Origin of the sequence: Chloroflexus aurantiacus J-10-fl, from assembly GCF_000018865.1 — a bacterium.
Classification (GTDB): domain Bacteria; phylum Chloroflexota; class Chloroflexia; order Chloroflexales; family Chloroflexaceae; genus Chloroflexus; species Chloroflexus aurantiacus.
Map to the genome: position 1 here is coordinate 3,502,712 of NC_010175.1, position 21,438 is coordinate 3,524,149.

A 21,438-nucleotide genomic window follows, 5' to 3' on the forward strand; every position below is an offset into this window, starting at 1 on the left:
CTTGTCACCCCCTCAAAAGAGCAGTATACTGCTTGCAAAGAAAACGGTTGCACATGTGCAGGTTTACTATTATGAAACAACACGAAGCTCGTTCACATTTGCCACATCAGCTTATCCATGACGTGTACGTGCTGCTTGACGATGGCGACCGGCGAGCATTGTCACACGTCAATTTGACCCCGCTCGAGTTTAATTTGTTGCTCCAGTTAGACCTTGAGCAGGGGCAACGACTGACTGATGTTGGCGCCAAACTGCTCTGTGTTAAGAGCACCATTACGCGGTTGGTGGATCGCCTCGAACGCGACGGTTTGGTCAAGCGCAATCCCGATCCTGATGATCGGCGGGCACAGCGGCTGATCCTGACGCCACGCGGAGCCGCAGTGCGTGCCGAGGCGCTGGCAATGCACAATGCGGCTGTCGAGCGCCGGATGGGCTTGCTCGATGAGCAGGAACAGGAGCAGTTAACACGACTACTGCTCAAGCTGCGTGATGGATTGGCCGCCGATCTGGCCGCCCAGCAGACTGTTGAAGCTGAGTCATAATATTTGCCATACATCGTGCGCACCTTTGCCTGGGTCTGAACGGTATCTTTTATAGTACCGCGTTTTTGACAACAGGCAAAGCGATGAATCTGATTCGACTCGCAATCGGTTGGCTGGTCGGGATTGGCCTGGCAGGTTCGTTCAATGTTCCGTTGCCCTGGTGGCTGATTGTGGCTACCGTGGCGCTGGTGGGGTTACCGTTTGACCGCAGCTCTCAACGCTGGCTGGCCCTCTCGGTGCTGTGCTGCGCGTTGGGAGGTGTTCGTTTTCATGTTGCTCAACCCCTGATCGGCCCGCAGCATATTGAGCGTTGGGCTGATACTAACCGTCTCACTCTGGTTGGCTATGTAGCAGAGGAACCCCGCCGTGATGATCGGGGTCAGCAACTTGTTGTCGAAGTTACCCATACCCGCACCTCCGAACGGTTCGTTATGACGGAAGGGCGGGTTCTGGTGCGGGTACCGCCCTATCCGCCATATTATCCAGGCGACCGGCTCTGGCTGGAAGGAGATCTGAGCAGGCCGGCTACTGCACAGCGGGTAGGGGAATTTGACTACCGGGTCTACCTGGCGCGGCGCAATATCTTCGTGCTCATGCATCGGCCCACAGTGATCCGGCAACTCGACAAGCCGGTCACGAATTGGGGGATAAAACAGATCAGTCAGTTCCGTGAACATTGTCGGCAGATTATCTTGCGCCTCTTACCCGAACCCCAGGCAGCGCTGACAATTGGGATTTTGCTCGGTATTCAGGCCGGGTTACCAGAAACCACCCGCACGGCTTTCGCAGCGACCGGAACATCGCATATTCTGGTTGTTTCAGGCTGGAATTTCAGCATTGCCGCAGCAGCGCTGGCAGCCCTGGCCCGATTGTTGCGCCTGCCGCCCTGGCCCGCCTTCTGGCTGAGTCTGGCAATCATGTGGATATATGCCGGTTTCACCGGTGCTTCAGCAGCCGTTATACGGGCGGCAATGATGGCGAGTCTTGCGCTTTTGGCCCGCACCGCCGAGCGGCAGAGTGAACCCTGGCGCCTGTTGCTGGCTGCATGCTGGCTGTTAACCCTGATCAATCCGCAAACACTGTGGGATTTAGGCTTCCAGTTATCGGCGCTGGCTACGGCCAGTCTGTTCGCATTTGGCAAGCCGGTTGATCACTGGCTGGATACGGTACGCTGGCCCCCTCATCCGGTGGTAGATGCGATGCGCGAGGCACTCGGTGCAACCCTGGCTGCCCAGGTCTTGACCCTGCCGCTGATGCTCTACCACTTCGGGAATCTCTCCCTCATCGCTCCGCTGGCCAATATTGTGATCGTACCGGTTGTTCCTTTTGCCATGTTACTCGGTGGTTGTGCCCTTCTCGGTGGTCTGGTCTGGCTACCGTTGGGTCAGTGGCTGGCGCTGTGTGCCTGGCTCCCGCTAAGCTGGATCAACAGCGTTGCGATGTTGCTGGCAGAGCCGGCGTGGGCCGTTGTCCGACTCCCGGTGTTTCCACTCTGGCTATTAGTCGTTATGTATGTCGTGATTGCCAGTGTCTGGTGGCGATGGGTACGAGATGATGGGCAGGTAAATGCTGCGGCTGTCAGATCATCCGTGGACTGATACTCACTGCACGCTTACGGGAATGAGAGGTTGCTACTCTCAAGGTACGCGACATAGGCATTCCCCTGGGAGCGCGCGCCTCCGGCGCGCTCATCAGTGGCGCGGGCTGGAAGCTCGCGTGCAGGCATCATCTCCACCGCCGTCAGGTGCTGGCCGTGGCCGCTGGTACACAGGCACGAACCCGGTGCAACAACACGCCTACACGCAGGTATCGCATTTATTCCTGACCGACTCGATGATCGAAACAAGCGCATCCAGCATTCCCGTGACCAGGATGGGTAACGGTGTACCACGCGCCGAATCATAAGCACGGCTGGCGCGGCAGCCATGCTGCCGCACTCCAAACCCTGCGACACGCACATAATGTGCGCGTAAGGCAACCCATCCAGCACGTAATAGCACGGCTGGAGCTGCGCATTGTCACCGGGCCAGTCGCCCAAAACAGCATCCATGGCGATCATACCCGCTGATACACCCGTGGTTGATACCAGTTGCAGGTAATGCATTGCCCAGCGGGGGCGGTTGAGGGTGGGGGCGTGTCGCATACCTATGGCAGCATGACCGGTGTACCACACACCTGTCAGTGCGCTGTCGTGGTGCGCACACGCTGGCCTCTCCTGGGATCACGCGCCTCCTACCCCTACCTCCTATCTTCTACCTCCTACCCTACCTCTACCTCCTACCCCTACCTTCTATCTTCTACCTCCTACCCTACCTCCTATCTTCTACCTCCTACCCCTACCTCCTACTTCCTATCTCCTACTTCCTATCTCCTACTTCCTATCTCCTACTTCCTATCTCCTACTTCCTATCTCCTATTTCCTCCCTCACCCCTCACAGTATGTTATGATAAAGAAGGTAACATGCACAGCAGAACGAGGTTCATTATGGCCCAGATTGCCCCCTACGGTAGTTGGCGCTCGCCAATCTCCGCTGAAATGCTCGTCGCCAGACAAGTGAGCCTGAACTGGCCCGCTATCGATGGTGCCGATATCTATTGGATTGAGGGTCGGCCCCAGGAGGGCGGACGCAATGTCCTGGTACGCCGCACTGCCGATGGTGTGGTCAGCGATGTCACACCACCAGACATGAATGTACGCACACTGGTACACGAGTATGGCGGCGCCAGCTATACGGTCGATCAGGGTGAGGTGTTTTTTGTCGAATTTCGCGACCAACTGCTATACCGCCAGCGTCCCGGCGAGCTGCCGGTTGCGGTAGGTACTCCCGATGGGCTACGCTTTGCCGAGATGCAGGTTGATCGCCGACGCAACCGCATCATTGCGATTGGCGAAGATCATCGCGGTACCGGCGAAGCCCAAAACTATCTGGTGGCAGTTGATCTGGATAGTGGTGCGATCACACCTCTCCATACCGGACGTGATTTCGTTGCTGCACCCCGGCTCAGTCCCGATGGCAACTGGCTGGCCTGGTTAGCCTGGGATCATCCCAATATGCCCTGGGATGCCGCTGAGCTGTGGGTGGCTCCGATCCTGGAGGATGGCAGTCTCGGTTCGGCTCGTCAACTGGCCGGTGGCGCCGGCGATTCATGCTTCCAGCCAGAATGGACGACCGACGGTCAGGTACTGGTCGTCGCCGAGCGGACTGGCTGGTGGAACCTGTATCGGCTCGATCTTGCCGGCAACGCGACACCACTGTACCCGCTCGATGCCGAATTTGGTCAACCACTCTGGCAGCCGGGCATGCGCACCTATGTCCCCCTGGCTGATGGCCGGGTTCTGGCGACATATTGCCGGCAGAGTCGCTGGCATATGGTGATCATTGAGCGTGATGGTAGTATTCATCCCATCGATCTGCCGGTGTCGGTGATTAACATTGTCAATGGCACCGGTGAGCGTGTGGTGTTTACCGGCAGCTCACCAACCACACCAACGACCCTGTTCCTGCTCGACCTGAGCGATCAGTCGCTATTGCCGCTGCGGCGTAGCGGTGAATTGCCGGTTGACCCGGCTTATCTATCTCTGCCAGAGGTCATCAGCTTTCCGAGTGCCGGTGGTCGCACTGCTTACGGCATCTTCTACCCACCGCACAACCCCGATTTTGTCGCGCCAGAAGGCGAATTACCGCCCCTGCTGGTTATGATCCACGGCGGACCAACCGCTGCTGCCCAACCAACCCTTCGCCTATCGATCCAGTACTGGACAAGTCGGGGCATTGGGGTGTTGGATGTGAATTATGGTGGAAGTACCGGCTTTGGTCGCGCTTATCGCGAGCTACTCGATGGGGCGTGGGGTGTCGTTGATGTAGAGGATTGTATTGCCGGTGCCCAATTTCTCGCTGCTACCGGGCGGGCTGATCCCAACCGGCTGCTGATCACCGGAGGGAGTGCCGGTGGGTTTACCGTACTGGCCGCACTCGCATTCCACAAGGTCTTCCGCGCCGGTGCCAGCCACTTCGGCGTGGCCGATCTGGCAGCATTGGCTCGCGACACGCACAAGTTCGAGTCGCGTTATCTCGACCGCCTGGTCGGCCCATACCCTGAGCGCGCAGACCTCTACGAGGCACGCTCACCGCTCACTCACGCCGATCAAATTACCAGTCCGGTGATCTTCTTTCAGGGGTTAGAAGATAAGGTTGTTCCGCCAGCCCAATCGGAAATGATGTACGAGGCATTACGTTCACGGGGCGTCTACACCGAATATGTCCCCTTCCCCGGCGAACAACACGGTTTTCGCAAGGCCGAAAACATCATCACCGCAATCGAGCGCGAACTGGCCTTCTACGGCAACGTGTTGGGATTCACCCCGGCGCAGTAGCTGACACCTCTCTTGTGCAACCGTAGAGCGAGATGACGGTTTCCTCATCTCGCTCCTCTTCATTGCGAACCGGTTGCGTGCTATACTTAGACCATCAATACATCAGACGTGGGAGTAGAGCCTTGAGTACGGAGCCAGCCGCCTTACTTGAGCGTGCCACAGCTATCGTTACCGCGCAATTAAACGAACTGCGCGATCTATATCACGCTGCGCTGCATCAGCACGAAGACATACGGCGGCGCGTCCAGCAACTCTCGCGCCAGCTTGACGAAGCCGTGATTCAGGAACGCTTCGCGCGTGAGCGCGGCATGTCAACCGTTGCCGCAACTGCCCGCGTTAATCAGATACGGGCGGAACATGCGGCGGCGGCGGCTACCGAAGCCGAACTACGGCGGGCTATGCGCCAGCTCGATCAGCTCATTCGTCAGATTGAGATGAGCAGCACGACGTTAACGCGCAATGCAGAAGGTATCGCTGCCGATCCCTGGGTGCAGGCATTGCGTGCTCAGATTATCAAAGGCCGTGAAGAAGAACGTATCCGACTGGCGCGTGAAGTTCACGATGGCCCGGCCCAGGTGCTGGCAAATGCGCTGATGGGAGTAGAGGTGTGTCAGAACCTGCTCCAGGAACAACACCTCGACCGGTTAGGCTCAATTTTGAGCCAGTTGGGTGACAGTGTGCGTGAAGGGTTGCGCGAGGTGCGCAGCTTTATCGCCGACCTGCGACCGGGTAAACTCGAAGAGCAAGGACTGGTCGCCGCGCTTCACGAGTATATTCGGCGCTACCGCGACACGGTGAGCAATGCCGTTCACTTTGAAGCCGACCCACTGCCGCGACTACCAGCCGAAGCCGAGATTGTGCTCTACCGCATCGTGCAGGAAGCCCTACAAAATGCCCGCAAACATGCCCGCGGTGCTCCGGTACGGGTCACCCTTACCACTCGCAACGGCCAGTTACAGCTCATCATCCGAGATGAAGGGCCAGGATTTGATCTGCGCGAAGTAAGCCGACGTGCTGGCCGTGAAAGCTGGGGTCTGACCAGCATGCGCGAGCGTGCCGAACTCATCGGCGCTCAATTGACAGTTACGACCCGTCACGGTGCGGGAACCGAGGTTCATGTGAAAATGCCATTACCTACTGCGCGTTAATTCTTGACTTCGTTTCGTTTTACACTACGGAGAAGGCATAGAAATATGCTACTCGGATTACAGCAATCGTGGCAGCAACACCGTGTACGTGTATAACAGGGATCAACATTAAGGAGTCGTGTGTGACGGCACCGTCAAAAGTAAAAGTATTGATCATTGATGACCATCCGCTCTTCCGTCAAGGTATTCGCTGGAGTCTGGAGAGTGCTCACGATATTGAGGTTGTAGGGGAAGCTGAGAACGGTCAGGAAGCGATCAAGCTGACCGAACGGCTCTTTCCCGATGTCGTCCTGGTTGATATTAATCTGCCCGGTTTGAATGGTCTGGAAGTCGCCCGTGTCATCAAGCGACGTGAACCGCGTACTGGCATTATTGTGTTGAGTGTTTACGAAGATGAAGAGCAACTCTTTCAGGCTATCAAGGTTGGAGCAGCAGCCTTCACCTCAAAAGACATCAGTCCCGAAGAGCTTGTTCACATGATTCGCGAGGTGGCGCGCGGTCGCTACCTGATCAATGATGCTGTTCTGGCCCATCCCAACGTCGCTGCACGGGTGCTACACCAGTTTCGCGAACTGGCGGCAACCGATGAAGAGGACGGTGCAAGTCTGTTTGCACCGCTTACATCACGTGAGATCGAAATTCTTGACTGTATTGCCCGTGGTCTCTCAAACAAAGAGATCGCCAGCGAACTAAGCATCAGTAGTCAGACGGTGAAGAACCACATTACCTCCATCCTTGCCAAACTCCAGGTCAATGATCGCACGATGGCAGTGATTGTTGCGATCAAGAAGGGATGGATCAAAATGGGGTATTCGCAATCGTCTGAGGGGTGATCATTGGATTAGTGAGCATAACTACAAAATCGTAACGCTGGTGTACCTGAGTAACTGTTACGTATTCGACCGTGGGTGTCAATAAGCAGCACTGTGAGAAAATATCTGCCTTTCAACCTGATGTAGAGCGTAAAATGTAGGGGCACGGCATGCCGTGCCCCTACTACTGCAAGATACACCATGTCGGCACCCATCGAACCAATGCTATAATATCCCCCAGCAAACCGATGACAAAAGATACAAAGCAGACCTTCCGGTAGTATAGTTCACGTTCTGATCGTCAGTCTCCACTCGTTCGTTAAGACGACTAAGCATTCGTTGGAGCACATGCTATGCAAGCGTATGATAAGGGTTTTGCCAAAGTATACGATCTGAGGTGGTCTGGTTTTGCCAGGCAGGTCGCTCCGCTTATCCTTGATTTCTACGCCGCTACACCGATTGCTCAAGAGAACAAAACTGTTCTTGATCTCTGCTGCGGTACCGGTCATCTGGCGGTACACTTTCTTGCCAGGGGATATCGGGTTGTGGGGCTTGATCTATCAGACCATATGCTGCACTACGCCAGGGAGCATGCCCGCCAGTATATTCAAACCGGTCAGGCCACCTTCATCCAGGGTGATGCGAGCAATTTTACGTTAGATGAGCGTTTCGGGTTGGTTGTTTCTACCTTTGATTCGCTCAATCATCTCGAACATGAACAGGCACTGTACCGGTGCTTCCAATGCGTCTACGCCGTATGCGATGGTTATTTCATTTTTGACTTGAATACACGACGTGGGCTAAAGCGCTGGAATAGCATTCAGGTAGACGACAGCGATGATGATGTCTTGATCATCAATCGCGGTATCTATGATGGCCACAGTGATAAGGCGTGGACAAAGATCACCGGGTTTATTCGATTGCCCGATGGCCGCTACGAGCGATTTGATGAGACCGCGTTTAACACTGTCTTTGACATGGCGAAGGTCCGGGATGCGATGCTCGCTGTTGGCTGGAAAAACGTCTACTTTGCCCGGATTCAAGATTTGCGGACGCCCCTAGACGAACCTGAAAAGGAAGGACGGGTGTTTATCGTTGCCGTTAAGTAGCGTTCTCTGCCGAAAAGACCGTCCGACCGGTGCACGATATAGCGGTAGGCCGTCAGTCGTGCACGTTTTCTTTATCCACAGCACGACCTGTTACAATCACTGCAGGGAGGCCACATGACAGTTTCGCAACCCCAGGGCTTTCTCGCCGTCCCAACCACCGGAAACGGACCTGGCGTATTGGTGCTGCATGCCTGGTGGGGGTTAAATGACACCATCAAGATGTACTGCACACAACTTGCCGGGGCCGGTTTCGTAGCCTTCGCCCCAGACCTTTATCACGGTAAGGTTACCGACAATATCGCCGAGGCGGAAGCTCTTGCCCAGGCGCTCGACGCCAACCATCGCCAGGTCAGGGCCGAGATCGTCCAGGCAACGCGGTTTCTTAGCGAACACGCTGACAAAGCTACCCGTGGCCTGGCAGTGATTGGCTTCTCACTCGGTGCTTACTATGCGCTTGATCTTTCCGCTACTTGTCCGGAATACATTCGTTCCGTCGTCCTCTTCTATGGCACCGGTCTCGCCGATTTCAGTAACTCAAAGGCGGCCTATCTCGGTCACTTTGCCGCGAATGACCCATTTGAACCGCAAGCCAACATCTACAGCCTGGAGGATGCCCTCAAGCAGGCTGGCCGTCCGGTGACGTTCTATCATTACAGTGGCACTGGACACTGGTTCTGTGAACCTGATCGCGATCAGGCGTACAATCCGGCGGCAGCAAGACTGGCCTGGGAGCGAACGCTTCATTTCCTGGAGCGTGGCACGACTGATGACAGTTAAGCTGCCATCGGCGCCTATCTACACCTCGCTTGACTGGAGTGGTTGTTATGCGCATCCAGCACCTGGTGGTTGCGGAAGTTATCCTGCTACACGCTAACTGTCTAACACAGCTACCCTGAACCCGGAATAGGTATCATCCGGCAGCGTTACCCTGAGCTGTTTACACCCTCCAGCAGAGATGGGTTGGGGAAGGAACCAGTGCCCGCCCCTGGCAGGGATGAGTTGGGTGCGCGTCTCGTATACCATCTCCGGTAGCAGCGAACGCATTGCACGCTATCCAAACCACGAGCAGACTACCTGATCGTGGTATACTAAAATACTGAACGCAAAAACGTACTTGAGAACACCTATGCTGGATGCCGATAATCTCGCTGCTTTGACAGTTGCCGAACTGGTTGCGCACGTTCGTGAATTGCGCAACGCCAATGCTCAATTGCGTCGCCAGTTACACCCGGCTGGCCCGCCGCTGGCTGCTCACGCGCTGACGGAAGAGCTGATGCGGCAGACTGCCTTGCTCACCCGGTTGGGAATTGAATTTCGCGAAGATCTCGAACCGACAACACTCCTCCAGCAAGCCCTGCAAACGATCACGCTCCATCTGCCCGCCGATGAAGCGACTGCGATCCTTATCGGTGCTGACCAGACACCCTCCCATGCTCTGACGGTCTCGCTTGGCGCACCGCGCCTGTTGCCCCACGAGCGCGCCACCGAACTGCTCAAACACGGAAGTGCAGGCTGGGCGTTGCGTCATGGCAGCAGCATCGTGCTGCTTGATCTCGCCAATGATGCACAGCGGTTTCATTTGCGAGAATTGCAGAGTGGCGGCAGCCTGATCGCGACGCCGATCCATCAATCGGCGGCTACTGCCGGCGTGTTGCTTATCTATCGTCTGGCAACGCACGCCTTCAGCAGCCATGATCTGATCCTGATCGAAAGCATCGCTGCGCAACTTGGAGTTGCGCTTGGGGCAGCACGCCTGTATCAGCAACATCGCCTTCGCCAACAACACATCTTAACCTTGCTCGATTTCGGTCAGTCGTCTGGCGCCAACCTCTCACCCGGTGACGTAGCCGCTCGTTGTCACACTATCGCGACTGAAACTTTCGCTGCCCGTTGGGGGTTACTCTTTCTGCGATCTTCCCCACAGAGTCAGCCCGAATGGATTGCGCCAACCAATCTGTCGTTAGACGTACCGGTTGCCGCCGCCAGTGGTGCCGCACAACTGACAACCGAGAGCCAGAGTGTGGTGACAATAGCTATCACTGATGATCAGACCTGCATCGCTCTCCCCTTGATCCACGACGGCAATGCCATTGGGAGTCTGGCATTGGGCTATACCAGTGCGCAATCACAGCCTTCCGCGATAGACTGGAAACTGCTGGAACTCTTTGCCCGTCAGGCTGCTACCGTGTGTGCTACGCTCCAACTGGTCTCTCGTCTGCGTGAACAGACCCAGTTACTGGAAGGGTTGATCGCCGAACGCACCAATCAATTGCAGCGCTCACGCGATTTGCTCCGCATCGTTTTTGATAGTCTGCCTGAAGGGGTTGCCTTGCTTGATGAAACGGAGCGGCTGGTGGCGGCCAATACGGTCTTCGCCAGTCAGATCGTCGGGCGGCATCCGCGCGACTTGGTCGGCAAAACCTATGCTCACCTGCTCCGCATGCTCGAACGGGCCGCCCCGACCACTATCGAATTACTCGCCGACACCCAAAAGGAACGTCGCCGACTCCGCCTGCGCCAGGTCTTTCCCGAAGGTGAACGGTCGTATATTGTCGAACGCATGGAGATACCACCCTCACATGGCCAGCCGGCATCACGGCTGGAATTCTGGCGGCGCGAACAGTAATCGTGTTCTGATCTGATAATGTGTAAACAATGCCATACTTGCATACCACGCCTAACGGCATCCGCGTTTTAATCGAAGAACTGCCACACACCCATTCGGTTGCAGTTGGTTGCTTCATTGACATCGGTGCGCGCTACGAATCGGCAGAACTGGCCGGTGCTGCCCACTTCATTGAACATATGCTCTTCAAGGGAGCCGGTGCCTATCCAACCGCCCATGCGATCTCGCTGGCAATTGAGGGGATTGGTGGCTATCTTAACGCTTCCACTGGCTACGAGACAACTGTTTTTTATGCGAAAGTTGCCGCTATCCATTTCCAACGAGCACTGCACGTGTTGAGCGAGATGGTGCAACGGCCACTCTTCGATGCTACCGAATTAGAAAAAGAGCGGCGGGTGATTATCGAAGAGATTCGCGGCATCCAGGATAATCCCACCGAGCTTGTCCACGAACTGCTGCAACGCACAATGTGGGGCGATCATCCGTTTGGCCGCGATATTGCTGGAAGTATTGCTACCGTCAGCGCCATTGCCCGCCACGAGCTGTTGCAATTTTTCGCTCAGGGGTATCACGCCGGGAATCTGGTCGTATCGGTCGCCGGCAAGATTGCTGCCGAAGAGGCCATTCCCGCCATCGAACGCGCTTTTGCCGATCTCCCTGCCGCGCAGCGTCCGGCGGCAATTGCCGCGCCTCCCTTACCGCACCAGCCCAAACTCAGCCTGCTCACACGTGACATCGAACAGGGCAACTTTTGCCTTGGCATGCCCGGCGTCTCGTACCACGATCCTGATCGCCGGGCAGTGCATGCGCTCGACGCCCTGCTCGGTGGCGGTATGTCGTCGCGCCTGTTCCAGACGATCCGTGAAGAACACGGTCTCAGCTACAATATCGGTTCTTATCACAACGAATTTTCTGATACCGGTATGTGGGTTATTTATGCTGGGGTGGAGCCTGATGCATTGCGTGACGCGGTGGCAATGACCCGCGCTATAGTGCGCGATGTGGCCGAAAACGGCCCTACAAAGCAAGAGCTGGCAACCGTGAAAGAACAGCTCAAGGGCAGCTTGTTACTCTCGCTCGAAGATACCTGGTCGATTGCCTCGCGTAACGCTACCAGTCTGCTGCGTTATCAAATGGTGCCGCCGGTTGAACAGATTATTGCCGAGATTGATGCATTGAGTTTAGCCGATCTCCAGCGTGCTGCCCGCCGGTTACTCACTGCCAATCAACAGTGGCTGGCGGTTGTTGGCCCATACAGCGACGAAGATCAGGCCGATTTACAGATATTGCTGGAAGAGTGAGGTTGCACGGTGAAGAGTGTGGCAATTGTTGGCGCCGGTATAGCCGGGCTGGCTGCCGCTCAGGCGCTGATCGCCAATCAAAGTGGGATTGTGCCGGTCGTCTTCGAGAAGAGTCGAGGTGTGGGTGGCCGGGCCGCTACTCGACGCATCGACGGTTTTTGCTTCGATCACGGTGCTCAGTATGTGAAAGCACCTACGCCTGAGTTACACGCTCTCATCGCTGCCACGGGCGATGCCGTGACGATTGATCGCCCAGTCTGGACATTTACCAGCACGAACCAGATTGCACCTGGCGACCCGGCCTTCGCCGATGAACAGAAGTGGACCTGGCCGGGCGGGATTACCCGGCTGGCAAAGTATCTGGCTACCGGTAGCGAGGTGCGATTGGAAACCACTGTGGCCCGTTTGCATCGTGAGCGCGACGCCTATCGTCTCTTCGCCGACGACGGTCGTGATCTGGGCAGTTTTGCCGCCGTTCTGTTGACTGCTCCCGCCCCCCAGACAGCCACCATCCTCGCCGCCAGTCATCTCGCTGATGTCCAACCTTTGATCGAGGCACTCCAGACCGTTCAATACCGGCGTTCGATCAGTATCACGCTGGCGCTGCCTCGCCGTCCACTCGTACCCTGGTATGCGCTGGTCAACGTAGATCGCCAACACCCGATCAGTTGGCTGGCCTGCGAACACGATAAACCCAACCGGACACCACCCGATCACGGTCTGCTTATTGCCCAGATGAGCGACCACTGGGCTACAACGCACTGGGATGCTCTTCAGAAAGGAACCTTTTCCCCTGCTGATGCCCCCAAACCAATTGTTGAAGCGCTGGCGGCAATCCGTGCGCTTATCGGTGATATTGATCAACCACTGTGGATCAATGTCCAACGCTGGCGGTATGCGCTTCCAGACACAGCGGCACCGTTAAGCGATCACGACCGTCTCATCCTCGCCGGTGATATGCTGTGCGGTCAGGGGCGTGTCCATCTCGCTATCGAGAGCGGTTGGCGCGCTGCGACGCGCATCCGCGAAGTTGTATCGTGAGGATACCTGTATGACAACTCCGGTCTGGCCACCTGTATTCGACGGACATAATGACGTTATTCTCGACCTTTACCGCCCTAAACCCGGTGAAGAACGCGACTTCTTTCACGCCAGCCCCTACGGTCATCTCGATCTGCCTCGTGCGCGGGCTGGTGGGTTTGGTGGCGGCTTTTTTGCCATCTACGTCCCACCACCACCTGCGCCCAAACCACCACCAGAACACATTCCCTCGCCACCGTACTATATGCCATTGCCGCCACCACTCGAACATAGCTACGCCTTACACACGACGATGGCAATGGCCGCACGCCTCTTCCGCATCGAAGCCGAGTCCAACGGCCAGTTTCGCATCTGTCGTACTGCTGATGACATTCATGCCTGCCTGACGAATGGTATTGTGGCAGTCGTTTTCCACATTGAAGGTGCTGAAGCGATTGGCCCCGATCTCGACGAACTAGAGGTACTCTATCAGGCGGGCTTGCGCTCGCTAGGGCCGGTCTGGAGCCGTCCCAATATCTTTGGGCACGGCGTGCCGTTTGCGTTTCCCGCTTCACCCGATACCGGACCCGGTCTGACCGACGCCGGTAAAGCGCTGGTCAAGGCGTGCAATCAACTACGCATCCTGATCGATCTCTCGCATTTGAACGAAGCCGGTTTTTGGGACGTTGCCCGGCTAAGCACGGCACCGTTGGTGGCTACGCATTCCAATGCGCATGCTATCTGCCCCAGTAGTCGGAATCTTACTGATCGTCAGCTCGATGCCATTCGCGACTCGGATGGCATGGTCGGACTGAATTTTGCCGTCACGTTTTTGCGCCCTGACGGGCACCGTGATGCTGATACGCCGGTTTCGATTATGGTGCGGCATGTGCAGTATCTGGTTGAACGCCTGGGTATTGACCGGGTAGGTTTTGGTTCAGATTTCGACGGTGCCTTGATCCCGCAGGCCATTCGCGACGTAAGCGGTTTACCGGTACTCTTGCAGGCGCTGGCCGATGCCGGCTTTACACCGGCAGAACTACGCAAGCTGGCCTACGAAAACTGGTTGCGCGTATTGCGGTTGACCTGGGGCGCATAACGTGATCACATCGTGAGTAGACATCAATACCAGACAATCACAGCTAAGGAGAGTACATTCCCGCTATGCAACATCTGCATCCGATTGAGCAACGAGTGCTCAGCGCCATCAACGACGATGGCTTATTGAAGGCACTGGCCGATCTGGTCAGTATCCCCAGCCTCGACGGCACTACGGCTGAAAATGAAGCCCAAGAGGCCGTCGCTGCGTTGCTACAATCCCAATCAATGACGGTTGATCGGTGGGAAATCGATCTACCCCGTTTGTATGCTCATCCTGATTGCAGTTGGGAAGTGCCGCGTGAGCGAGCGCTCGGCGTCGTCGGAATTCTGGGTGAGGATCGCGGTGGACGTAGCCTGATCTTCAACGGCCACGTTGACGTTGTGCCGGCTGGTGACCGACGCCTGTGGCATAGTGATCCGTGGCAGGCGACTATCGTCAATGGCCGGGTCTACGGGCGCGGTGCGCTGGATATGAAGGGAGGGCTGTGCTGTGCCATCTTTGCTGCCCGGGCCATCGCGGCTGCGGGTGTCCGGCTCCGTGGCCGTCTCGTGATCCAGAGTGTGATCGGCGAAGAAGATGGCGGTCTCGGCACACTGGCAGCCATTTTGCGTGGCCACACTGCCGATGCCGCGATTGTGGCCGAGCCAACGGAATTGAAAGTCGCACCGGCTCAGGCCGGCGCACACAATTTCCGCTTAACGGTGTATGGGGCGGCGGCGCACGGCTGTGTGCGCGAAGAGGGTGTCAGTGCAATTGAAAAATTTGCACCGCTACACCAGGCCATCATCGCGCTCGAACGTACTCGCAACGAACGCTTGCGTGCAGCCGACAGCAGCGGTCTCTTCTCGCGCTACCGTACCCCCAATGCTATCTGTATCGGTGTGGTGCGGGCAGGCGAATGGGCTTCTTCCGAAGCCGAGCAACTGGTCGCCGAAGGCCGTTACGGGATTGGGGTCGGCGAAGACCCGGCTATTGCACGCACCGAGCTGGAGCAGACGGTAGCCGCTGCTGCGGCCCAAGACCCCTGGCTGCGCGATCATCCGCCAATGCTGGAATGGTGGGGTGGGCGGTTTGATCCGGCCAGTACGCCCATGGACTCACCTGTTGTCCAAACCCTTGCCGCCTGCGATCAGGCGGTGCGGGGCACACCTGCCACATTTGAAGGCATGACCTACGGCGCCGATATGCGGCTACTGGTCAATGTTGGCGGTATTCCTACCGTCCTCTACGGGCCGGGTGATGTCCGCAATGCCCACCGACCGAACGAGTCGGTTGCCATCGTCGATTTACAGACAGCCACTCGCGTCCTGGCCCTCACTGCCCTTCGCTTCTGCGGTTACGATGAGGAATAGTTGATGAAAACCAGTCTCCAGATCGCTGCCGAAGCCCGGCTAGAGCCAATCGCTGCCATTGCCGAACGGCTTGGCCTGCCTGTCAGGTACCTCGAACCGTATGGCCGGTACCGCGGCAAGATTGACCTCACCTTTCTTGACGACTACCACGACCGGCCATTGGGCCGTTATGTCCTGGTCAGCGCAATCACCCCCACACCGCTCGGCGAAGGCAAGACCACAACCGCCATCGGGCTGGCAATGGCGCTCAATCGCATTGGCAAGCGTGCCGCGGTCACCTTACGCCAATCCTCGTTAGGGCCGGTCTTTGGCATTAAAGGCGGTGGTGCCGGCGGCGGTTACAGCCAGATCGTGCCCCTTGTCGAAAGCATTCTGCACCTGAACGGCGATATTCACGCTGTATCACAGGCGCACAATCAGTTGGCTGCGCTGACCGACAATAGCTGGTATCACGGCAACCCGCTCGATATTGATCCCGACCGGATCGAGATTCGCCGGGTTGTTGACGTGAATGATCGCTTTCTGCGCCAGGTGATGATCGGGCTGGGTGGTAAACAGAATGGTTTTCCTCGTCAGACCGGCTTCGACATCAGTGTCGCAAGTGAACTCATGGCCATTCTGGCGATGGTGAACGGTGTTGGTGCCCGGGCTGCCTTGCGCGATCTCCGCAGCCGGATCGGTCGTATGGTGGTTGCCTTCCGCCGTGACGGTACACCCATTACTGCTGAAGATGTGCGTGGTGCCGGGGCGGCGACAGTACTTATGCGTGAGGCGCTCAAACCGAACCTGATGCAGACTATCGAAAATACACCAGCCCTCATTCATGCCGGGCCATTCGCCAACATTGCCCAGGGTAATTCATCGATCCTGGCCGATCTGATTGCGTTACGGTGTGCCGATTATGTGGTCACCGAAGCCGGGTTTGGCGTGGATATCGGGGCAGAAAAGTTCTTCAATCTAAAGTGTCGGGCCAGCGGACTCTGGCCCGATGTGGCGGTCATCGTCGCGACTATTCGGGCGCTGAAGGCGCATAGCGGAAAGTACGACATTGTAGCCGGCAAACCGTTGCCGCCTGCCTTACTGCACGAAAATCCCGACGATGTCATCAGCGGTGGCGCCAACCTGCGGCGCCAGATCGAGAACCTGCACCAGTTCAAGGTACCGGTGATTGTTGCCCTCAATGCATACCCGGAAGACACGCCAGCAGAGATAGACGCAGTTGCCCACATTGCCACCACTGCCGGCGCTGCTGGCATGGCGGTGAGCAATGTCTATGCCGCAGGCAGTGCCGGCGGCGTAGACCTGGCCCGCCTGGTTATCGAGATTGCCGAACGACCGGGACCGCGTCCGGTACAGTTTCTCTACCCACTGGAGTGGTCGCTGGCCGACAAAATCACCACTATCGCGCATCGCATTTACGGCGCGGCAGCGGTAACGTTCAGCCCAACAGCAGCCGCCCAACTGGCAGCCCTTGAGGATGCTGGTTTTGGCAATTTACCCATCTGCATGGCGAAAACGCATCTCAGCCTGAGCCACGATCCGGCCTTGCGCGGTGCACCGGAAGGCTTCACCTTCCCGATTCGCGAGGTGCGCCTCAGTGCTGGTGCCGGATTCATCTTGCCGATTGCCGGCACGACAGTCACGATGCCGGGTCTGGGTGCCCATCCAGCGGCCCATCAGATTGACATTGATGACGAGGGGAATATTGTTGGTCTGTTTTAGTGAAGGTTGGGCTGGTCATTGCGGAAAAGATTGTTGCCAGTTTAACCAACGGGGGAACAAGCAACCCATACGTCGCTTCTGAATGTTGCTTTGACATCGAGAAGAGACTCAGCGTGAGCGATAGGCTCGCTCGTCCTGATATGCACGTTGCAGTGTGAACGTGATCACTAACATTTCTGAAGACGAATAAACGAATTGTAAAGGCACAAACGCTCCTGTTGTGCTATGATGCAAATACTGACGTTAATCTACTCAGCACTGTGGCATTGTCTGTATGAAGCGCACATCTCTGATAATCTTCACCCTCATTATTGGTGTGCTTAGTTGGTTTACCTTCACGCCACCACCATCAACTCACGCCGATGCATCGCATCTGAATGCGGCCCCAACCAGTCTCTCAGCGACAGTCGAACTCGGTGATACGACCACCGTCAATCTGACGATTACCAACACCGACAGTAATGCCACAACCCTTTATCTACATACCGGCTATCCTCCACCGGTGGCGCCGGCCATGATGATGGCACCACCGCACGTGCCGGTACCCTTACCGCAACAGCGTGAGCGTGTCGATCCTGATCTTCAGGCGGCGTTGCGTGACGGTAAAACCCGTTTTCTCGTCTTTTTTGCCGACCGACCCGATCTTGGCCCGGCGTTTCTCATTCGTGACTGGGAAGAGCGTGGGGAGTATGTCTACCGCACGCTGACGACTCACGCCGAGCGGAGTCAACGTGCGGTGCGGGCAATGCTCGATACGGCTGGTGTACGCTATCAACCACTCTGGATAGTTAATGCCTTACTGGTTGAAGGTGATGCGACCTTAGCCAACGCCCTGGCCGCCCATACCGATGTAGCTCTGTTGATGGCCGATCATCAATTGCAGATGTCACCCCCTGCCACAACCACCGCTGTTTCGTGTTCGGCGACCTCTAACAATGTCTGTTGGAATATTGCTCGCATCGGGGCTGATCGAGTCTGGCGTGAGTTCGGTGTGACCGGTAGTGGGATTACGGTTGCGAACATTGATAGTGGTGTTCAGTACACCCATCCGGCACTGGTAAATCAGTATCGTGGCAACCTTGGCAGCAACACGTTTGATCACAACTACAACTGGTTTGATCCGGTCGGAAACCAACCAGCACCGGTGGACGCAGGGACGCATGGGACGCACGTTATGGGTACGATGGTCGCTAATCCGCCTGGTGAACCGGCTATGGGTGTGGCACCAGGCGCACGCTGGATTGCCGCCCGTGCCTGTAGTAGTGTCACGTGTAATGATAGTGACATTATTGCTGCTGCCCAGTGGATGCTGGCCCCTACCGATCTTGCCGGTAATAACCCACGCCCCAGTCTGCGCCCGCACATCCTGAATAATTCCTGGTCATTCGATAGCGGGGGCAATCCGGTATACAGTGGTTACACTACAGCCTGGCAGGCAGCCGGTATCTTTGTCGTCTTTGCTGCCGGCAATATCAGTAGTAATTTCACCACTTGTAGTTCAGTAGCATCGCCCGGCGATTACAGTAATGTGGTTGCCGTTGGCGCTACCGATCAAAATGACCTTTTGAGCTATTTCAGCCGCATCGGCCCAACCACCGATGGCCGCATTAAGCCCGATCTGGTTGCACCCGGGCAGGGGATCGTTTCGACAGTTACCTCGACAATTACCGATGCAAACACCTTCGGTGCATTGTCAGGTACTTCGATGGCTGCACCACACGTAGCTGGTGCGGTTGCTTTGCTCTGGTCAGCGAAACCGCAACTGATTGGGGATTATGATGCAACATACGCCCTGCTCACCGGTACAGCTTTGCCATTAACCGGTGATAGCAGGTATATGGGTGCTAACCATAGTGCCTGTCGGCCAGATACGGTGCCGAACAACATCTATGGCTATGGTCGGCTTGACATCTTCAACGCCGTCGCGGCTGCACGTGTCACCGTGCCCTGGCTGGTATTGCCGGAATGGTCATCACCATCGTTAGCCAGTTATGGCAATATCGTCATTCCAATCACTCTCGATGCGCGCCGCGTAGCCGGACCTGGTGTCTATACAGCGCGCATTCTGATTTACGGTGATAATCTAACCGATCCACCATTAGTTGTTCCGGTCACGATGACGGTACCATCCCGCCCGTCACACGCCACTATTAGCGGCACAGTGACCGATAGCGAAACCGGTTATCCATTGCGCGGGGTCATTACCACGACGAACGGTGTAACACTCAATACCAACGCAACCGGCGGTTATAGTCTGACCGTCCCCGGCGGCGTTGCGCAGCAATTGACGGCAACGGCCAGTAATTTCGCATCACAACAGCAAGCAATTACACCGGACCCAGGCAGCACCGTGACGCTGAATTTTGCCCTCGATCCGTTGCGGCCAGAACTCACCGTTGTCCAGGACCTGATCACGGCCACGGTGGATTTCAACCAGATAACGCCTATTACATTACCGCTTCGTAACGATGGCAATATGCCGCTCAGCTACACCTTACGCATCGATAGCGAACCTTACGGGGTCTGGCGGAGTGATGAATCGAGTGGCCCTAGCGGTGGATGGATCGATCCGCCTTTCGACGCCCAAATCCTGAACCTCTTTGATGATGACAACAGTTCGGCCATCGATCTCGGTTTTGATTTTCCGTTTGCCAACACCTACTATCGCAATATCTACATCAGTGCCAATGGCATCATTGCCTTTGCCCCATTTGCATCCTCCTCTGGCTACTTTACTCCGAGTTGCATGCCACTGATAGCAACCACAGCGCCGGCTATCGTTCCGCTCCATGTGGATTTCAACAGTGCTCAGGGGGGACAGATTAGTGTTGCCTACATTAGCAGTGGTGTATTGATCACCTGGGATAACGTGCCACTCTACGGTACCACCCGTACCTTGAGTGTCCAGGCACTGTTGCAACCAAATGGCACTATTCGCTTCCACTATCGAAATGTCGCCAGTCTGACGAAAAATGATATGGGAGCAGTTGGTCTCCAGTTCGTCAACGGTTCACAGACTATCGCCTGCGACATTGAGCATATTGATCAACCACAACCACCGCTGACGCTTTCTGATGGTCTGGTTATTGAGCTGCGCCCACAAGTCGATCCGCAGGCATGGCTGAGCATTAGCCATACGGGCAGTGCTGCCATTGCTGCCGGATCGCAGACGAATGTTCAGCTCACAGCCCGCTGGATTGGCCCCTTGTACACAACCCAACAGGCTCGTGTGCGCATTATCAGCAACGATCCACGACAACCGGTCACTGAAGCGCGCATTCACCTCAACGAAGGTATGCCGGCGCCGTACCAGATTTTACTGGTGCAAATCTTTCGCTAGTGCAACGTTATCCCGGCATCGTTCGTCTCTTGTATCGTAGCATGCATGCATGCTACGATACGCTTCAGCACGACTGCTATCATTCAGACTTTATTCTTCGTGGAGCTTACATGGAATCCTATCAGAACGAAGTTTTTGCGCCGATTGATGTTGATCATGTGCTCGAACGAGTCGCCGGTGGTAATGAGACCGAGGTCTACCGCAGTGATGATTACCGCTTTGTCGTCAAACTCAAAGGTGATTTAAGTAGTTGTGATGTAGGCGCAATGTTGCGCGAAGCCCGCCAGATGAAGAGCGCGGCCCAACGCTTTGCAGGCTGTCTCGGTAGTGACCATACCATTCCTACCTATTTTGTCCTCAGCCGCGATCAAGCCGGATTTGTTCATATCCTTGCTATCCAGCCTTATCTTCAACATGCCCGTGTGCTGGCAGCCGTCGACTGGCGACGCATTCCTGCCGATCACTGTCATCGGATAGGGTACGATCTGCGCCGCATTATCTTTCGGGCTATCGGTTGTCTGCTCAGCACCGGTCACCTCCCCGACCTCTATGGTAGAGTGAGTTCCAGTCCTGCTGAACGTCAGCGACGTAAACAGTTGCGGTATCTGCCAGAACGAATCTGGAGCTTTCTGGTCAAACGGACTATTTTACAGTCGCAGAATTTAATGCTTACCGGCGAGAATCCGCCACGCCTCATCCTGATCGACTACGATGAAGTGCGACGCCACACCCTGTACCGGATGATCTACTTTCTGGCGCGCCTTGTGCTCTTTGCTCGCGATCTGATCGTTATCTGGTGGCAGTTAGAGCGAAAGCCGGAAGGAGTAGGCGGTTCAAGAGCTGCCAAACAATAGCGTCGCCTGCCCCAAACTGACGTGGAATAAAAGAGATAATCGCTTCTTTCCGGGTGAGACCCACGGGAACTTATCGTAGTGTGGCGTGAAACTGCCTTTCATATCAAATCTGAAAAATATCACGCATAGCACGCG

General features: G+C 56.2%; 15 protein-coding genes. All 15 read left to right on the forward strand.

The window, feature by feature from the left end:
* Window positions 1-71 precede the first annotated feature (71 nt).
* The 15 genes from CAUR_RS13770 to CAUR_RS13840 all read left to right on the forward strand — a co-directional run bounded on the left by CAUR_RS13770 (window position 72) and on the right by CAUR_RS13840 (window position 21,303).
* Window positions 72-542, forward strand: a complete 471-nt coding sequence (locus tag CAUR_RS13770; protein ID WP_012258480.1) for a MarR family winged helix-turn-helix transcriptional regulator — start codon at window positions 72-74, stop codon at window positions 540-542.
* Window positions 543-625: 83 nt separating this feature from the next.
* Window positions 626-2,140: a ComEC/Rec2 family competence protein gene (locus CAUR_RS13775; RefSeq protein ID WP_012258481.1), complete on the forward strand. Its 1,515-nt coding sequence runs from the start codon at window positions 626-628 to the stop codon at window positions 2,138-2,140.
* An 887-nt stretch (window positions 2,141-3,027) separates the two neighbouring features.
* On the forward strand, window positions 3,028-4,917 hold the full coding sequence (locus CAUR_RS13780; RefSeq protein WP_012258483.1) for a S9 family peptidase: 1,890 nt from the start codon (window positions 3,028-3,030) through the stop codon (window positions 4,915-4,917).
* Between the two features lie 122 nt (window positions 4,918-5,039).
* Complete coding sequence (locus tag CAUR_RS13785; RefSeq protein WP_012258484.1) at window positions 5,040-6,065, forward strand: sensor histidine kinase; 1,026 nt, start codon at window positions 5,040-5,042, stop codon at window positions 6,063-6,065.
* Window positions 6,066-6,187: 122 nt separating this feature from the next.
* A complete protein-coding gene (locus CAUR_RS13790; protein ID WP_012258485.1) occupies window positions 6,188-6,898 on the forward strand; it encodes a response regulator in 711 nt (236 codons plus the stop codon).
* A gap of 332 nt (window positions 6,899-7,230) precedes the next feature.
* Entirely contained in the window at window positions 7,231-7,986 is a 756-nt protein-coding gene (locus CAUR_RS13795; RefSeq protein ID WP_012258486.1) for a class I SAM-dependent DNA methyltransferase, read from the forward strand.
* A 114-nt stretch (window positions 7,987-8,100) separates the two neighbouring features.
* The gene (locus tag CAUR_RS13800) at window positions 8,101-8,763 is read left to right on the forward strand and encodes a dienelactone hydrolase family protein (RefSeq protein ID WP_012258487.1); all 663 of its coding nucleotides are present in this window, start codon (window positions 8,101-8,103) and stop codon (window positions 8,761-8,763) included.
* A 349-nt stretch (window positions 8,764-9,112) separates the two neighbouring features.
* Window positions 9,113-10,612 (forward strand): GAF domain-containing protein, encoded by a 1,500-nt coding sequence (locus tag CAUR_RS13805; RefSeq protein WP_012258488.1) that lies wholly within the window; start codon window positions 9,113-9,115, stop codon window positions 10,610-10,612.
* A gap of 29 nt (window positions 10,613-10,641) precedes the next feature.
* Window positions 10,642-11,913, forward strand: coding sequence for a M16 family metallopeptidase (locus CAUR_RS13810; RefSeq protein ID WP_012258489.1), 1,272 nt, complete (start codon window positions 10,642-10,644; stop codon window positions 11,911-11,913).
* Between the two features lie 18 nt (window positions 11,914-11,931).
* Window positions 11,932-12,954, forward strand: a complete 1,023-nt coding sequence (locus tag CAUR_RS13815; protein ID WP_242604930.1) for an NAD(P)/FAD-dependent oxidoreductase — start codon at window positions 11,932-11,934, stop codon at window positions 12,952-12,954.
* Window positions 12,955-12,964: 10 nt separating this feature from the next.
* Window positions 12,965-14,032 (forward strand): dipeptidase, encoded by a 1,068-nt coding sequence (locus CAUR_RS13820; protein WP_012258491.1) that lies wholly within the window; start codon window positions 12,965-12,967, stop codon window positions 14,030-14,032.
* 65 nt (window positions 14,033-14,097) lie between these two features.
* Window positions 14,098-15,387, forward strand: coding sequence for a M20 family metallopeptidase (locus CAUR_RS13825; protein ID WP_012258492.1), 1,290 nt, complete (start codon window positions 14,098-14,100; stop codon window positions 15,385-15,387).
* Window positions 15,388-15,390: 3 nt separating this feature from the next.
* A complete protein-coding gene (locus CAUR_RS13830) occupies window positions 15,391-17,109 on the forward strand; it encodes a formate--tetrahydrofolate ligase (protein WP_012258493.1) in 1,719 nt (572 codons plus the stop codon).
* Between the two features lie 274 nt (window positions 17,110-17,383).
* A complete protein-coding gene (locus CAUR_RS13835) occupies window positions 17,384-20,449 on the forward strand; it encodes a S8 family serine peptidase (protein ID WP_012258494.1) in 3,066 nt (1,021 codons plus the stop codon).
* A 110-nt stretch (window positions 20,450-20,559) separates the two neighbouring features.
* Window positions 20,560-21,303, forward strand: a complete 744-nt coding sequence (locus tag CAUR_RS13840; protein WP_012258495.1) for a hypothetical protein — start codon at window positions 20,560-20,562, stop codon at window positions 21,301-21,303.
* Window positions 21,304-21,438: the final 135 nt, after the last annotated feature.

Bases quoted from the DNA above. Each gene is read 5' to 3' on its own strand.
- CAUR_RS13795 (WP_012258486.1), top strand. From the start codon at position 7,231: ATGCAAGCGTATGATAAGGGTTTTGCCAAAGTATACGATCTGAGGTGG.
- CAUR_RS13775 (WP_012258481.1), top strand. From the start codon at position 626: ATGAATCTGATTCGACTCGCAATCGGTTGGCTGGTCGGGATTGGCCTG.
- CAUR_RS13770 (WP_012258480.1), top strand. From the start codon at position 72: ATGAAACAACACGAAGCTCGTTCACATTTGCCACATCAGCTTATCCAT.
- CAUR_RS13835 (WP_012258494.1), top strand. From the start codon at position 17,384: ATGAAGCGCACATCTCTGATAATCTTCACCCTCATTATTGGTGTGCTT.
- CAUR_RS13780 (WP_012258483.1), top strand. From the start codon at position 3,028: ATGGCCCAGATTGCCCCCTACGGTAGTTGGCGCTCGCCAATCTCCGCT.
- CAUR_RS13820 (WP_012258491.1), top strand. From the start codon at position 12,965: ATGACAACTCCGGTCTGGCCACCTGTATTCGACGGACATAATGACGTT.
- CAUR_RS13805 (WP_012258488.1), top strand. From the start codon at position 9,113: ATGCTGGATGCCGATAATCTCGCTGCTTTGACAGTTGCCGAACTGGTT.
- CAUR_RS13840 (WP_012258495.1), top strand. From the start codon at position 20,560: ATGGAATCCTATCAGAACGAAGTTTTTGCGCCGATTGATGTTGATCAT.
- CAUR_RS13800 (WP_012258487.1), top strand. From the start codon at position 8,101: ATGACAGTTTCGCAACCCCAGGGCTTTCTCGCCGTCCCAACCACCGGA.
- CAUR_RS13810 (WP_012258489.1), top strand. From the start codon at position 10,642: ATGCCATACTTGCATACCACGCCTAACGGCATCCGCGTTTTAATCGAA.
- CAUR_RS13825 (WP_012258492.1), top strand. From the start codon at position 14,098: ATGCAACATCTGCATCCGATTGAGCAACGAGTGCTCAGCGCCATCAAC.
- CAUR_RS13830 (WP_012258493.1), top strand. From the start codon at position 15,391: ATGAAAACCAGTCTCCAGATCGCTGCCGAAGCCCGGCTAGAGCCAATC.